The organism is Sinomonas atrocyanea (genome assembly GCF_001577305.1).
Taxonomy (GTDB): domain Bacteria; phylum Actinomycetota; class Actinomycetes; order Actinomycetales; family Micrococcaceae; genus Sinomonas; species Sinomonas atrocyanea.
In genome coordinates this window covers 3,652,660-3,667,758 of sequence record NZ_CP014518.1, presented here as the reverse complement: position 1 = coordinate 3,667,758, position 15,099 = coordinate 3,652,660, and the positions used below count along the sequence as shown (strand labels likewise).

13 protein-coding genes are annotated in these 15,099 nt (G+C 71.5%); 2 read left to right on the top strand and 11 right to left on the bottom strand.

The genetic code is table 11. The annotated features are described in order from the left end of the window. Window positions 1-22 precede the first annotated feature (22 nt). On the bottom strand, window positions 23-979 hold the full coding sequence (locus tag SA2016_RS16855; protein ID WP_066500322.1) for a glutaminase: 957 nt from the start codon (window positions 977-979) through the stop codon (window positions 23-25). After that, window positions 979-2,583 (bottom strand): PucR family transcriptional regulator, encoded by a 1,605-nt coding sequence (locus tag SA2016_RS16850; protein ID WP_066500318.1) that lies wholly within the window; start codon window positions 2,581-2,583, stop codon window positions 979-981. The genes SA2016_RS16855 and SA2016_RS16850 overlap by 1 nt, the downstream gene beginning before the upstream one ends. 197 nt (window positions 2,584-2,780) lie before the next feature. Between SA2016_RS16850 and SA2016_RS16845 the strand changes: the two genes are divergently transcribed. Then, window positions 2,781-4,043: an NAD(P)/FAD-dependent oxidoreductase gene (locus SA2016_RS16845; protein ID WP_066502753.1), complete on the top strand. Its 1,263-nt coding sequence runs from the start codon at window positions 2,781-2,783 to the stop codon at window positions 4,041-4,043. A gap of 109 nt (window positions 4,044-4,152) precedes the next feature. Here the strand turns inward: SA2016_RS16845 and SA2016_RS16840 are convergent, their stop codons facing one another. The 9 genes from SA2016_RS16840 to SA2016_RS16800 all read right to left on the bottom strand — a co-directional run bounded on the left by SA2016_RS16840 (window position 4,153) and on the right by SA2016_RS16800 (window position 13,249). Next, window positions 4,153-5,211 (bottom strand): LGFP repeat-containing protein, encoded by a 1,059-nt coding sequence (locus SA2016_RS16840; RefSeq protein WP_066500317.1) that lies wholly within the window; start codon window positions 5,209-5,211, stop codon window positions 4,153-4,155. 112 nt (window positions 5,212-5,323) lie between these two features. Then, window positions 5,324-5,842 (bottom strand): SRPBCC family protein, encoded by a 519-nt coding sequence (locus tag SA2016_RS16835; protein WP_066500313.1) that lies wholly within the window; start codon window positions 5,840-5,842, stop codon window positions 5,324-5,326. Between the two features lie 32 nt (window positions 5,843-5,874). After that, window positions 5,875-6,240 (bottom strand): ArsR/SmtB family transcription factor, encoded by a 366-nt coding sequence (locus SA2016_RS16830; RefSeq protein ID WP_066500312.1) that lies wholly within the window; start codon window positions 6,238-6,240, stop codon window positions 5,875-5,877. A gap of 106 nt (window positions 6,241-6,346) precedes the next feature. Next, window positions 6,347-7,288 carry an acyl-CoA thioesterase gene (locus SA2016_RS16825; protein WP_066502750.1) on the bottom strand — a complete coding sequence of 314 codons (942 nt, stop codon included), beginning with the start codon at window positions 7,286-7,288 and terminating at the stop codon, window positions 6,347-6,349. 78 nt (window positions 7,289-7,366) lie between these two features. Beyond that, window positions 7,367-8,578, bottom strand: a complete 1,212-nt coding sequence (locus tag SA2016_RS16820; protein WP_066500306.1) for a cobalamin-independent methionine synthase II family protein — start codon at window positions 8,576-8,578, stop codon at window positions 7,367-7,369. Between the two features lie 76 nt (window positions 8,579-8,654). Beyond that, on the bottom strand, window positions 8,655-8,963 hold the full coding sequence (locus tag SA2016_RS16815; RefSeq protein ID WP_141305636.1) for a hypothetical protein: 309 nt from the start codon (window positions 8,961-8,963) through the stop codon (window positions 8,655-8,657). A 78-nt stretch (window positions 8,964-9,041) separates the two neighbouring features. After that, complete coding sequence (locus SA2016_RS16810) at window positions 9,042-9,524, bottom strand: hypothetical protein (protein ID WP_066500301.1); 483 nt, start codon at window positions 9,522-9,524, stop codon at window positions 9,042-9,044. Continuing rightward, window positions 9,521-11,980 (bottom strand): molybdopterin oxidoreductase family protein, encoded by a 2,460-nt coding sequence (locus SA2016_RS16805; RefSeq protein ID WP_066500297.1) that lies wholly within the window; start codon window positions 11,978-11,980, stop codon window positions 9,521-9,523. The genes SA2016_RS16810 and SA2016_RS16805 overlap by 4 nt, the downstream gene beginning before the upstream one ends. Before the next feature lie 66 nt (window positions 11,981-12,046). Then, the gene (locus SA2016_RS16800; protein WP_066500294.1) at window positions 12,047-13,249 is read right to left on the bottom strand and encodes an acyl-CoA dehydrogenase family protein; all 1,203 of its coding nucleotides are present in this window, start codon (window positions 13,247-13,249) and stop codon (window positions 12,047-12,049) included. Between the two features lie 91 nt (window positions 13,250-13,340). Here SA2016_RS16800 and SA2016_RS16795 point away from each other — a divergent pair, with 91 nt between their 5' ends. Then, window positions 13,341-15,077 carry an AMP-binding protein gene (locus tag SA2016_RS16795; RefSeq protein ID WP_066500292.1) on the top strand — a complete coding sequence of 579 codons (1,737 nt, stop codon included), beginning with the start codon at window positions 13,341-13,343 and terminating at the stop codon, window positions 15,075-15,077. The last annotated feature ends 22 nt before the right edge of the window (window positions 15,078-15,099 follow it).

Sequence of the window (15,099 nt, the reverse complement as noted above, 5' to 3'; positions counted from 1 at the left end):
GGGAGGGGGAGAGCGCTCGGGCTCAGAAGATGGACCAGCCGGTGCGCTCTGCCAGTTCCGCGAGCGCTGAGGCGCCCGCGAGGGAGTTGCCGTGGGCATCGAGGCGCGGACTCCACACGCAGATGGAGCAGATGCCGGGCACGACGGTGAGGATGCCGCCGCCCACGCCGCTCTTGCTCGGCAGCCCGACGCGGTAGGCGAACTCGCCGGCCGCGTCGTACATCCCGCACGTGAGCATGACGGCGCCGATCCGCTTGGCGGCCGAGGCGGAGACCACCCGCCCGGAGGGGCCCACCCCGTTGTTCGCCAGGAAGAGGCCCGCGCGGGCGACGTCGGCGCAGGACATCTCGATCGAGCACTGGCGGACATAGTGGCGGACGACCTCCGCGGGGGGATTGCGCAGATTGCCGAGGTCGGCGAGGAAGTGGGCGAGGGCGAAGTTGCGCTCGCTCCTGGCCAGCTCGGATTCGAAGGCCTCCACGTTGACGGCGCTGCGCCCGGTGGGGGAGGAGAGCAGTCCGAGCACCTCCTCGCTGGCGTTGCCGAAGGCATCGAGGAGGTGGTCGGTCACCACGAGCGCGCCCGCGTTGATGAACGGGTTGCGCGGGATGCCCCGCTCGGCCTCGAGCTGGACGAGGGAGTTGAACGCGGTGCCCGAGGGCTCGCGGAGGACCCTGGACCACAGGTCGGGGCCGTCCTCGCGGCCGAGGGCCAGCGCCAGGGAGAATACCTTCGAGATGCTCTGGATCAGGAACGGGTCCCCGGCGTCTCCTGCCGTGAAGACTTCCCCCGAGACCATGGCCACGGCGATCCCGAAGCTTGTGAAGTCGGCTGACGCGAGGTGCGGGATGTGGCCGGGGACGGAGCCCGCCATCCGTGCGGGGCGGAACTCGCGGACGAGGTCGTCGAGGAGCCCTCCGAGGGCGTCGCCCTCGAGCCCGACGCCGCGCTCGGCGCGCAGCAGGGCCGTGCCCCGCATCAGCGTCCGCTCCTGGCGCCGTCGAGGTCCCCGCGCTGCCACAGGCCGAGGTGGAGCTGCACGATGGTCGCGTGGGCAGGGCGCCCGAGGTCCAGCCCCGTGAGGCGCTCTGCCTTGCCGACGCGGTAGTACACGGTGTTCCGGTGGATCTGCATGGCGTGGGCGCACGCGGAGACGTCCATCGAGGCCCTGAAGTAGTTCTCGAGCGTCTCGGCGAGCTCAGGCTCGGTCAGCAGCAGCTCCGTCAGCGCGCGGTGCCTGAACCCGGAGGTGCCGAACCGGGCGATGGCCTCGTGGAGGAGGACATCGGCCTCGACGTCCTCGATCGTCGCGACCTGCGCGTCACCGTTGCGCACGAGGCAGTCCATCACGGCCGCTGCCTCCGCCTGCGAGCCGTGCAGCGCCGTCACGCCCGGCACGATCCTGCCGATGGCGACGAACGCCACGGCCCCCAGGTGCCTGCGCGCATCCGCGACGATCAGGCCCGCGAGCGAGCGCAGGGCCGCGGCGGCGGTGCGGGAGGCGAGGCTGGGTACCACCACGGCGGTGTGCCCCTCGTACTGCCCCACGATCGAGGATCCCTTGAACGCCGCGGCATGCAGCGCGACGAGGTCGGCGAGCTGCCCGTGGACGAGCTCGGCGTCCTCCGTGACGGCGTCCGCGCGGGAGACGCCGACCAGGAGCAGGCACGACGGCGCGTCGACCGCCACCCCGAGGGTCCTGGCGCACGCGGCGGCCTCTGCCGGTCCGGAGAGCAGGCGGCCGATCCGGTCCTCGTGCATGGTGACCGACTGCTGGTTCCGGTACCGGATCAGCTCCGACGCCGCACGCCGGGCCGCGCCCTTGAGGGCGTAGACCACATCGTCGCCGAAGCCGGAGCCGGTCTCCTGGAGCCAGATGTAGCCCATGATCCGGTCCCCGGCGAAGATGGCGATCGCCGCCCGCTCGCGCAGCTGCTGGTCGGGGCGCGCGGGCACGCGCACGACGCCGCGGGTGCGGTGCATCTCCCGGTACGCGCCGAGGTCCTTGAGCATGAGCTCGTACTCTCGGGGCCCCCGCCGCGTGAGGATGGAGGCCTTGCGGAGCTCGTCGATGTTGTTGGACAGCGTCGAGTACGCGAGGACCCGGTTGGCGGCATCCTCGATCACGACGTGGCTCGACGTGACCTTCGCCGTGGTCTGGGCGAGAGCGAAGAGGTCCTCCTCGAGCAGCGCCATCGCCGCAGGCTGCGGCTCGGCGTCGTCGAGGCGGGACGTGGCGACCGAGAGGAGCTGGTCCCACGGCGCGTCCGGGGCGATGAGCAGCAGGCCGACGCCGCCGGCCCTGCACAGCTCCTCGATCTCCGGGGCCTGCGCCCCCGAAGCCTTGACCGCGAGCGCCGTGGGCCCCGCGTCGACGAGGCGCCCCACGGCGGGCAGGGCGGCCCGGCCCCGGGCCCCGACGAGGCACACCAGGGCCCCGCCCACCTCGGGCTGCGCATCGGTGTCCTCCGCGTCCAGCATGAGGATGCGCCCGACGGCGGGATCGGTCCCCGCTGCTTCGAGCCTGAGTCGTGCCCATCCCGCTGGGAGTTCCGCGAGGATGTCGTTGATCGTTGCGCCCACTGCCTCTTCCTTGAAGCGTGCCCGGCCCCCGGCAGGGGCTTGATGACCCGCACCATGCTAGGCGCCCCGCCGGGGCCCCTTTGTGGATGGGGGCACAGGATTGCGTGCCGCATCTTGTGCGCGGCACCAAGGCCCGTGTCCGCGTCCGGCTGCGCGGGCGGTTCACAGCCAGCCGCCGACTCGGTAGTGTCGCGCCTGTGGACGAGAACTACGAAGTCATCGTGGTCGGCGGAGGGTTCGCGGGCGTCGCAGCCGCCCGGACGCTCGGGCGCAAGGGCGTCCGGGTCCTCCTGATCGACAAGAATCCCTACCACCAGTTCCAGCCGCTCCTGTACCAGGTGGCCACGGTGCAGCTGGGCGTCTCGGAGGTGGCGCGCTCCCTGCGCGACATCTTCCGCGGCCAGCCCAACGTGCGCGTGCTGGTCGCGGAGGTCACCTCCGTGGATCCGGCCGCCAAGCGGGTCACCACCTCGGACGGCAAGGTGTACGAGGGCCGGTTCCTCGTGCTCGCCTCCGGCGCCGAGGCGAACTTCTTCGACACCCCTGGGGCCGAGGAGCGCACCTTCCCGCTCTACTCGGTGGACGACGCCGTGAGCCTCGGCGGGGCCCTCTCGAACGCCCTGGAGGCGGCAGACCGGGCGGATGACGGCACGGAGCTGAACTTCGTGGTGATCGGCGGCGGACCCACCGGGGTCGAGACAGCGGGGGCGATGGCCGAGACGGTCAAGTACGTCCTCGGCGACTACTTCTCCCCGCGGCTCGCCAGCCGATGCCGGGTGCACCTGGTGGACATGATCCCCAATGTGCTCAACGCCTTCTCGGACCAGTCCAAGCAGTACGCGGCCCGCCGCCTGGAGGGCATGGGCGTCGAGCTCCACCTCGGGGTCCCGGTCAGCGAGATCGCGCCGGACAAGGTGGTCTTCAAGGACGGCAGCGAGATCCCGGCCACCCTCGTGGTGTGGGCCGGTGGGCTCAAGGCCGGTCCCGTGGTCGCGGGCTCGGGGCTGGCCCAGGGCCGCGGAGGCCGGATCGACGTCAACCCGGATCTGACGGCCCCCGGTGCGGAGGGCGTCTACGTCCTCGGCGATGCGGCGAACATGACCGATGACAAGGGCAACAAGCTCCCCCAGCTCGGCTCCTGCGCGCTGCAGGCCGGCGGGTGGGCGGCGAAGAACATCCTTGCCGACATCGAGGGCCGCCCCCGCGAGCCCTTCCACTACTCCGACAAGGGCTACATGGCGATGGTGGGGCGCGGATCGGCCGTGGCCGAGGTGGGGCCGGGCCCGAACCGCAAGCTGCTCTCGGGGCCGCTGGCCTTCCTCGCGTGGCTCGGCGTGCACGTGGTGCTGCTGTCCGGGAGCATGCAGAAGATCCGCGCGCTGGCCACCTGGCCCAGCGACTACATCAGCCACCGCCGCTCGTTCGTGGTCCTCAGCCGGCCGGACAGGGCGCACAGCTGAGTCGCCGCGCGTCGCCGGAGCACGACGTCGGCGGGCCGCCTCGGGCGAGGCGGCCCGCCGACGTCGTCCGTCGGGCCGGTGCCGCGCACGGTCGGGCCGGTGCCGCGGATCAGCCCCAGAGCACCGTCGTCGCGCCGCTGTGCCAGTCCCACAGGATGCTGCCGCCCTGGAAGTCCTGCCGCTTGCCCGTGCTGACGGTGTACTCGTTGGTGAGCGGGTAGCCGAGGCCGCCCCACGCCCAGTTGACCCTCTCGTAGGCGGCCTTGATGCCGCCCTTGACATAGTGCGTCCCGGACCCGGAGGACCACCAGTAGACGGCGTTCTGGAACCACTGGTAGCAGCCGCCGCGCGGCGCGGTGCACTGCTCGTCCTGCAGGGGCAGCCCGAGGTCCCAGCCGTCGGCGGTCCACGCCGAGCCGATGGCGCCGCGGACCATGTGGGCGCCGGTGGATGGGCTCCACCAGATGCTGCCGCCGGCGAAGGGCTCCCAGCAGGTGGTGCTGCCGGGGTAGCACTGCTCGTCGCCCGCGGGGTAGCCCAGCGGCCCCCACGCCCAGTTCAAGGCCGCGTACCTCGCGCCGATGCCGCCGTGCGGCCACGTGGCCGGGTCGCCGGCGGGATCCTTCCAGAGGATGCCGCCCTCGAAGCGCTGGTAGCAGCCGCCGCCCGGGGCCGAGCACTCGATGTCCCAGAGCGGGTAGCCCAGCGGCCCCCACGCCCAGTCCTCCAGCTCGTACCGGAAGCGGAAGCCATCGTTGCGCACCGTGTGGGCGCCGGTGGTGGAGGACCACCAGATGAGCCCCTCGGTGAACCACTGGTAGCAGCCGCCCCGGGGGCCGGTGCACACCTCGTTGCCGAGGGGCGTCCCGAGCGCGGAGGCCCCGCCGTCCGCGACGTACTTGGCCCCGATCGCGCCGCGCACCACGTACTCGGGCGCCGGCGGTGTCGTGTCCGTCGGCGCGGCGGTCGCGGTGTCGGTGGCCGTTGCAGTCGCGGTGGGGCTCGCAGTGGCCGTATCGGTCGCGGTGGCGAGGGCCGACGGCGTGGGGCTGGGCGTCGTCGTCGCACTCGCCGGGCCGCTCACCCCGCCCCACAGGAGTGCGCCCAGGGCGCAGGCAGACAGGATTCTGAGGGCGCTGCGGTGCCCCCTGACCGTGGTGACGCGCACGTCAGTTCCTCCCCGAGAAGGCCACCCCCGAAGTGGCACAGCCGAAGCGTATCCGGCCTGTTCCCTACGCGGAAGTCGCGGCGGAGCCGAGGTGGCGGCGCGAGGGGAGGCGCTAGCGCGGCGAGCCCGGCGCCGAGCCCTCGGTGGACTCGGCAAGGATCGCGTCGATCTGCCCCGAGGCCTGCTTCATGCCCTCTTCCATGCCCATCTCGGCCATCCGCTCGAGCTGTTCGAGGCTGCGGAAGCGGGAGACCGTGGTCATGCGCGTCCCGCCGTCCACGGCGTCGAGCGTGACGACGAAGCGCGTCGTGTCCTCCGGGTCCATCGGGGAGCCGTCCTCGTTGGCGAAGCCGTCCTCGATCTCGAGCCGGCGTGGCTCGTCGATGGCGACGAACCGCCACCAGCCGTGGGCCCTCTCGCCCCCCGGACCCGTCATGAAGTAGTGGCAGAGTCCCCCCGGCGTGAAGTCGTGCGTGGCGAACGTGGCCGGCCACGTGGGCGGCCCCCACCAGCGCTCGAGCTGGCGCGGGTCCTCCCAAACCTGCCACACGCGTGCCGGGGCGGCGGCGAACTCGGTCACGAGCGTGAGGGTGAGGCTGTCGGTGTCCTTGGTGCTGGAGACGAACGTCATGGGTGCGCGCTCCTTCGTGCGTTCCGCTGTGGTCAGTCGCCCTGGTCGGGCGCAGTGGGCTCGGACAGGATGTCTCCGATCCGGGCGATGCGGTCGCGCCACAGCTCCTCGTAGGCATCGAGGAGGCGCGCCGCCCTGCGGATCGCCGCGGGATTCGAGTGCACGATCTGCTCCCTCCCGCGGCGTTCCTTCGTGACGAGCAAGGCCCGCTCGAGCACCGCGACGTGCTTCTGCACGGCCGCGAAGCTCATGGTGTAGTTCCCGGCGAGCGCGGAGACCGACTGCTCGCCCACCATCGCCAGGCGCAGGATGTCCCTGCGCGTCGCGTCGGCGAGGGCGCCGAAGATCCGATCGATCTCGTCGTCAGTGAGTTCCCGTGCCTGCTGATCTACAACCATTTGGTTGTACGTTAGCCCCCGGGCGGCCTGAGGGCAAGGGGTCGCAGACGAGCGGGCTGCCTGCGGCGGGCGGCGACGTCACGCCGTCGTGCGCCGCCGCCGCGCCTCAGGCCCCGAGCAGGTGGTTCGGCAGGCGGCCGCCGGGGGCCTTGCCGCGGATCTCCAGCAGCTCGCGGGCGTGCTCCCACAGGCGCCGGTCCTCGTCCGAGACCGGCTCCCAGCGGGGCACGGGCACCGCGGTCCCGGTCTCGTCCCGGGCCACCATGACGGTGAGGCAGTACGTGGTGAGGTTCAGCTCGTGGCCGCGGGGCGAGCCCGAGCGGACGTGGACCGCGATGTGCATGCCCTTGGTCCCCGTGTAGACGAGCCGGGCCTCGACCTCGACCACGTCCCCGATGAGCAGCGGCCGGTAGAACCGCACCCCGCCGGAGAACACCGCCACGGCGTCCCGCCCGCAGTAGCGGGAGGCACACACGTACGCGGCCTCGTCGATCCACTTCATGACGGTGCCGCCGTGGACCTTCCCGCCCCAGTTCACATCCGTCGGGGCGGCGAGGAACCGCAGGACCACGCGCTCGGCCGTGCCGGCGTCCGTGTACTCCTGGCGCTTCATCGACGCGACGATCTCGTCCCGCACCGCGATGCGGGCCTTCGCGTGCGCCTCCGCCTCGCGCTCGCCCTCGGTCCGGGGGACCCAGGCCGGCACCTCGACCGGGCGCCCGTCCTCGCCGACGGCCACGAAGATGACGAGGCAGTCGCTGCGCATCGTGGGCGTGCCGCCCTTGGGGTCGCCCGAGGACACCACGGTGCGGATGTGCATCGAGCTGCGCCCGGTGTACACGATCGTGGCCGTGACCTCGACCATGTCCCCGACGTTGACCGGGTCGGCGAAGTGGATGTTGCCCACGTACGCCGTCACGCAGTACGTCTTCGCCCAGCCCACGGCCGCCGCGTACGCGGCCTTGTCGACCCACTCGAGGACCGTCCCGGCGTCGACCGAGCCCGAATGGCCCTTGTCCGTCGGGGCCGCGAGGAAGCGGAGGGTCACCTCATTGGACTGCTGGGCGCCCGCAACGGCCGGCGACCCGGCCGCGAAAGGCGGGCCGCCGGCGTCGTGCGCCACGCCCTAGGCCCAGAGCCGCTGGGTCGCGAGCCGGGCACCCTCGGAGAGCGCCTCGAGCTTCGCCCAGGCGATCTGCGGGTGGACGCGGCCGCCGAGCCCGCAGTCGGTCGAGGCGATGACGCGCTCCCGGCCCACGATCGACGCGAAGTTCTCGATGCGGTCCGCGACGAGCTCCGGGTGCTCCACCACGTTGGTCGCGTGCGAGACGACGCCCGGGGCGATGGTCTTCTCCTCGGGCAGGTCCAGCTCGCGCCAGACCTTCCACTCGTGCTCGTGGCGGACGTTGCCGGCCTCGAAGGAGTAGGAGCCGGCGTTGATCGAGAGCATCGTCTGGGCGATGTCCTTGAACGGGATGTCCGTGGTGTGCGGGCCGTGCCAGGAGCCCCAGCACAGGTGGAAGCGGATCTGCTCCTGCGGCAGCCCGCGGATGGCGTGGTTGAGGGCCTCGACGCGGACCTGCGTGAACTTCAGGTAGTCCTCGAGGCTGGGCTCCGGGTTGATCATGTCCCAGTTCTCGGCGATGGACGGATCGTCGATCTGGACCGTGAGGCCGGCGTCGATGATCGCCTTGTACTCCTCGCGCATGGCGTCGGCGCACGCGAAGACCAGCTCCTCCTCGTCCTGGTAGTACTCGTTGAGCAGGCGGCTCGCCGAGCCGGGAGAGAGGGCGGGGAGGAAGCCGGTCTCGTAGCCGTTGGCGGCGAGGGCGGCCTTGAGGTTCACGACGTCGCGCTGCACGGCCTCCTGCCCGATGTACGTGATGGGCCCGGTGACGGTGGGCTGGGCCACGGGCTTGCGGCCGGTGAGGATGAACGAGTTGGGGTCGTTGTAGGCCTCGTTGAACCGGACTCGGTCGCGCCGGTCCCGCATGGTGGTGAGGCGGATGTGGCCCGGCTCGGAGCGGATCTCCTCGGTCATCTGCCAGCGGTCCACGCCGCCTTGGGAGAGGCCGCCGAGGCGGGCGAAGGAGTAGTTCCACCATGCGCCGTAGTCCACCGAGTTGGACATGGTGTGGCCGTACTCGCCGTCGTTGGGGAGGGTGACGCCGGCCTCGCGCTGCTTCGCGACGATGTCCTTGACCGAGCCGGCGAGGAGGTCCTCGAACGCCGCCGTATCGCCCGGGTTCTCGGCCTGCGCGGCGTTCGCCGCGAGCAGCTCGGGCGTGCGGGGGAGCGATCCGGCGTGCGAGACCTGGATGAAGTCGGTGTTGTGCATGGGGCCAGTCTTGCCGATCCGGGCGGCCGTCCGCGAGTGTGTGCGCGTGTGTGAACCCGCCGGTAGGTTCCGCGCCTCAGTCGCGGTCGGTGTCGCCGAACCCGGTGTGCACGGCGCCGGCGGCGTCGGGGATGCCGGCCGCGCCGGAGGTGCCCAGACCGGCAGTGTGGGGACGGCGCTTCGGCTTCGCGGGCTCCGTCGGGGCGGGGCGCTCGACGCGCGGCTCCCCGGGCGGGGTGTCGGCGTACCGGCGGAGGTCGTGCAGCTGGAGGGACTCCTGGTTGTGGCCGTAGTTCTCGCTCTGGCTGTAGCCGTCGTCGAGCGGTGCGTCGTGGTCGTATGCCGCAAGGCCGGGGGGCGGCGGCACGCGATCGTCCTGTTCCATCCCCGAACCGTAGGCATACGACGCCGCTGCGCGCCAGAGCCGTCCGCCATGCGTCGCGCCGTGGCCGGCCGCAGCCCCTCAGCTGACGAGGATCTGGGTGGCGCTCTCCTTGAGCTTGCCGTTCGCCCACCGCATCTGCCGAAGGGTCTCCGGGTGGCAGCGCTGGGCGAGGGCGAGCAGCTCGCGGTGCTTGATCCCCTGCGCGGCCTGGGCGAGGAGCTCCCAGTCCACCGACACCCCGGCGGACTTGATGTAGACCTCGCGGAGGTCGCGCAGCATGAGGAGGCTGGGCGAGCTCGTCCGCCCGGCGAGCTCGCTGCCCTTCTCCACCGCCCGCTCGAGGGGTCCGAGCGGGCCCCCGGCGTCGGGGTCGAGGTCCTGGCCGTAGCCGTGGGCGATCTCGGCGATCAGGGCCACGTGCTCCTGGGACCACCGGGCGAGGTCCCGGCCCAGGTGGAAGACCTCGTGGTCCACCTTGTGCCGGTCCGAGACCTTGAGCAGCTCGCGGGCGAGCTCCGCCTCCGAGCGGTGGAGCTCCTTCAGCGCCAGTCCGATCTTCACAGCGCCACCTCCGGTGCCCGGTCCGAGAGTTCCTCGTCCACATCGCTCGGTCCCCGCGTCGGGGCACCGGCGGGACGGACAGGGGCCGAGGCGGTCGTCGTCGGCGCGGGGGCCGGTTCCTGCCCGGCCGCCGTGCGCTCGATCCGCGCGGCGGCCGTCTTGAAGATGGGCTGCTTGGAGCAGGCGTCCCAGTCGGTGATGGTCAGCTCGTTCGCGGCCCGGCCCGCACCGTCCGGCGCGTGGCCGCCCTCGGTGTCCCAGTAGCCATAGTGGAACGGTAGGAAGACCACGCCGCGGCGGATGCCCGTGATGCGGGCCGCGGCCCGAACCGAGCCCCTCGGGCTGCTGACGGTCACGAGGTCGCCCTCGCCGATGCCGAAGGCGGAGGCGTCCGCCTCGGACAGCTCGACCCAGACGTCCGGGGCGGCGGCCTGGAGCTCGGGTGCCCTGCCGGTCTTGGTCCTGGTGTGGAAGTGGTAGAGCGTGCGGCCGGTGATGAGGATGAACGGGAAGTCCTCGCTCGGAATCTCGTGCGGGGGGACGTACTCGGCGGCCCTGAGGATGGCCTTCCCCGTCGGGTTGAGCGCCCTGTACTCGGTCGCCTCCACCGGGGCACCCGTGACGAGGTCGCGTCCGTAGCTCTCGCAGTAGTCCGGGGTGCTGAAGAACTTCCCGTCCTCGTACAGGCGCTCCGTCCCGTCGGGGTGCTCCTCCGTGCACGGCCACTGGATGCCCGAGCGGCCGCGGAGCAGCTCGTACGTCATCCCGCTGTAGTCGCAGGGACGGCCCCGGCTGCACTCCTTCCAGGCCTCGAACGCCGACTCGGCGTCGTGCCACTTCACCAGCGGGGCGCCGTCCTTGTCCTTCAGGCCGAGCCGGTGCGCGTAGTCAATGAAGATGTCCAGATCGGGCCTGGCCTCACCCGGCGGGTCCACGGCCTTCTCGGACAGGTGGACCGTGCGGTCCACGTTGGTGAATGTCCCCGTCTTCTCGCCCCACGTTGCGGCGGGGAGGACGACGTCGGCGAGCTGGGCCGTCTCGGACAGGAAGATGTCCTGGACCACGAGGAACAGCCGCTCCTGCGACAGGATCGAGCGGACCCGGGGCAGCTCGGGCAGGGAGACCGCAGGGTTCGTCCCGCTGACCCACAGCATCCGGATCGAGCCGTCCTCGGCGTATCGCATCATCTGCATCACGTGGGTGGGCGGCGAGTAGTGCGGGATCTCCATCGGGTCCACGTTCCAGACCTTCGCGAGGTCCTTCACGTGCTCGTCGTTGGACCAGTTGCGGAAGGCGGGCAGATCGCCGTCGCCCCCGCATTCGCGGGTGTTCTGGGCCGTCGGCTGGCCGTTCATCTGCAGGATCCCGCAGCCAGGCCGCCCGAGCATCCCACGGATGATGTTGATGTTGTTCACCTGGACCGAGGCGGCGGTGGCCTGGTTCGACTGGTAGAAGCCCTGCAGGACGGTGGAGAGGAGCCGCTCCGCGCGGCCCAGGATCGCGGCGGCCTCCCGGATCTGCTCGGCGGGCACGTCGCAGATCTGCGCGGCGGCCTCCGGCGTGCAGTCCTGGACCTGCTTCACGAGCTCGTCGAAGCCGACCGTGTGGGCCTCGATGTAGTCGTGGTCCACCCAGTCGTTGGCGATGATCTCGTGCAGCAGCCCGTTCATGAGGGCCACGTTGGTGCCGGGCAGCGGCGCGAGGTGAACCGTCGCGTGGCGGGCCACCTCCGTGGGGCGCGGGTCGACGCAGATGACCTGGGGCGGGTTCGGGCCGGCGAGCCGGTCCAGCATCCGCATCCACAGCACGCTCTGCGTCTCGGCGACGTTGTGCCCGTAGAGCGCGATCACGTCCGCGTGGTCGACGTCGGTGTACGAGCCGGGCTGGCCGTCGCTCGCGAAGGACTCCTTGAGCGCCGCTGCGGCGGTGGCGGTGCAGAGGCGGGTGTTGCCGTCTACGTGGTTCGTCCCGATCCCGCCGTGGGCGAGGACGCCGAGCGTGTAGTACTCCTCGGCGAAGAGCTGCCCGGTCGTGTAGAAGCCCACCGCGCTCGGGCCCTGCTCGGCGAGGAGCTGCTGGGTCCGCTCTACGATCCTGCCCATCGCGGTGTCCCAGTCAGTCTCGACGAGGCGGCCGCCCTCGCGGACCAGGGGCCTGGTCAGGCGGTCGGGGGAGGAGTTGGCCTGCCAGCCGTAGAGGTCCTTGACCCCGAGGCGGCCGTGGTTCACCCGGTCGCCCTGCCGGCCGCGCACGCCCACGATCCGCTCGTCCTTCACCGCGATGTCCATCGCGTCGCCGTTGGAATGCAGGAGGGATGCGGTCTGGACCCATCGGTCCACGTCGTCGGAGCTGAGGCCTCCGTCGAGGTGCGTGTCGACCCGTGCGGGCCACGGCTCGCCCGGTCCGTAGGGCGTCCGGGTTCCCCAGGGCTCGGCGATACGGTCCACACGCGTCATGGCTTCCTCCGGGATCGGTGGCGGTTCGGATGCCTTCGGCATACCCGCTCCGGCCCGGAGCAATCGTCAGACGAACGCGGAGGCCCCCGTCACGGCCCGGCCCACGATGAGCGAGTTGATCTCGTAGGTGCCCTCGTACGTGTAGAGGACCTCGGCGTCGCCGAACAGCTTCGCCATCTCGTAGTCCGTCGTGATGCCGTTGCCGCCCAGGAGCGAGCGTCCCATGGCCACCGAGGAGCGGGCGAGCCGGGTGGTGGTCGCCTTCGCCATCGCGGACTGCGCCATCTCGAGGCGCCCGGCCTCCTGGATGCGGGCGAGCTCGACCATGAGGGACAGGGAGGCCTGGGCGTTGCCGAGGATCTCGGAGAGCTGCTGCTGGACGAGCTGGAAGCCGGCGAGCGGCCTGCCGAACTGCATCCGCTCGAGCGCGTACGCCCGGGCGATGTCGAACGCGGCGAGCTGGATCCCCGCGGCCTGCCAGCCCACCCAGGCGCGGGAGTCCCGCAGGAGGTCGTTGGCGCGGTCGAACGCCGTGGCGCCCGGCAGCAGGTTCGCCTCAGGCACCCGGACCCCGTCCAGCACCAGGTCCGCGTTCTGCATGATGCGCAGCCCGATCTTGTTCGCGATCTTCGTGGCGGTGAAGCCGGGCCGGTCGGTCTCGACGAGGAACGCCTTGACCGCGCCGTCGGCCGTGTCGCGCGCCCAGACGAGGACGAAGTCGGCGATGGTGCCGGCCCCGATCCACCGCTTCGCCCCGTGCAGGAGCCAGCCGTCGCCGTCGCGCGTCGCGGTCGTGGCGAGGCCGCCGGCGATGTCCGAGCCGTGCTCCGGCTCGGTGAGCGCGAAGGCGCCGAGGGAGGTGAACGACTCGAGGCCCGGCAGCCAGCGCCGCTTCTGCTCCTCGGAGCCGAGGTCGTGGACCATGCCCACCACGAGCTCGTTGTGGATCCCCACGAGCGCGGACAGGGAGACGTCGGCGCGCGCGGCCTCCATGTACGCGAGCCCTTGGAACAGGCGCGAGGAGCCGTCCGTCTGCAGCTGGCCGAGGCCCAGGGACGCGAGCTTCGGGAGGAGTTCGAACGGGAACTCCTCGCGGTTCCAGAAGGGGGCCGTCAGGGGCCGGACCTCACGCTGGAGGACCTCCCGCAGCTCGGCGAACCGCTCCCGCTCCGCTGGGGAGAGCAGGTCCGTCACATGCATGAGGTCCGCGTCCGGGAAGGGGACCTCGGGCGCGGGGGCCGGGCGGAGCGTTGCTGGTGCGTGGAGCATGGGGACCTCTTCATCGCGGCGCTGTTCAAACCCTAGGAAGTCCAACTATATTTCACCGTGACGGAGATCACTAGGACGGAAAGGCGAGGCGATGACTGTCACCGACGACTTCAGGGCTGCGCGCGACAGGCTGCTCGAGCTCCGCGAGGACTACGCCCGGGCCCACGCGGACTTCGCCTGGCCCCGCTTCACGGAGTTCAATTTCGCCCTCGACTGGTTCGACGCCCTGGGCTCCGATCCGGTGCGCGGGAGCCAGCCCGCCCTCGTGATCGTCGAACAGGACGGCAGCTCGACCCGGCGCACGTTCGCCGAGCTCTCGGCCCGGTCGTCCCAGGTGGCCGCCTGGCTCCGCGGCCAGGGGGTGTGCCGCGGCGACCGCATGATCATCATGCTCGGCAACCAGGTGGAGCTCTGGGAGCTGATGCTCGCCGGGATCAAGCTCGGCGTCGTGATGATCCCCACCACCACGCTCATGGGCCGCCGGGACCTCGAGGACCGCGTGGAGCGGGGCGGGGCCCACTGGGTTGCCGTCGGCGGGGCCAACGCGCGCAAGTTCGACGACGTCCCCGGCGCCTACCGCCTGATCGTCATCGGGGACACTGGCGCGGCTGCGGCCCCCGAGCGCGACGCCCTCGACTATGCGGACTCGGCCGGGGCCGGCGCCGACTTCACCCCGGACGTGCCGACCGCGGCCGACGAGACGCTCCTGCTGTACTTCACCTCCGGCACCACCTCCCGGGCCAAGCTCGTGGAGCACACCCACGTCTCCTATCCCGTGGGGCACCTCTCGACGATGTACTGGATCGGCCTCGAGCCAGGCGACGTCCACCTCAACGTCGCCTCGCCCGGCTGGGCCAAGCACGCATGGTCCAACGTCTTCGCGCCGTGGATCGCCGAGGCGACCGTGTTCATCTACAACTACGACCGCTTCGACGCCTCCGCCCTCATGGAGCAGATGGGCCGCGAGGGCGTCACGAGCTTCTGCGCCCCGCCCACCGTGTGGCGCATGCTCATCCAGTCCGACCTGGCCCAGCTGCAGACCCCTCCGCGGAAGGTGGTTTCGGCCGGCGAGCCGCTCAACGCCGAGGTCATCGGCCAGGTGCGCAAGGCCTGGGGCGTGACCATCCGCGACGGCTTCGGCCAGACCGAGACCACCGTTCAGGTCGCCAACACCCCCGGCCAGCCCGTCACCGTCGGCGCGATGGGACGCCCGCTGCCGGGCTACGACGTCGTCCTCGTGGACCCCGCCACCGGCGAGGAGATCGACGACGGCGAGCTCTGCCTCCGCCTCGATCCCCGCCCCGTGGGGCTCATGAAGGGCTACTACGGCGATCCCGAGAAGACCGCCGACGCCTTCCGCGGCGGCTACTACCACACGGGCGACATGGCCGCGCGGGACGCGGACGGCGTGATCACCTACGTGGGCCGGGGCGACGACGTGTTCAAGTCCTCCGACTACCGGCTCTCCCCGTTCGAGCTCGAGAGCGTGCTCATCGAGCATCCGGCCGTCGCCGAGGCCGCCGTGGTGCCGTCCCCCGACGAGGTGCGGCTCTCGGTGCCGAAGGCGTTCGTGGTGCTCGCCGGCGGCTATGAGCCCGGGCCCGAAATCGCCGAGGAGATCCTGCGCTACTGCCGCACGCAGCTGGCCCCGTTCAAGCGGATCCGCCGAATCGAGTTCAGTGAGCTGCCCAAGACCATCTCGGGCAAGATCCGTCGGGTCGAGCTGCGCCACACCGAGCAGGTGCGGCACTCCGGGGCCGAGGCGACGGGGGCCGGCGGGTACGGCATCGAGTACGCCGAGGCCGACTTCCCGTCTCTGAGAGACTAGCCAGCAGATCCAGGCTGTGACA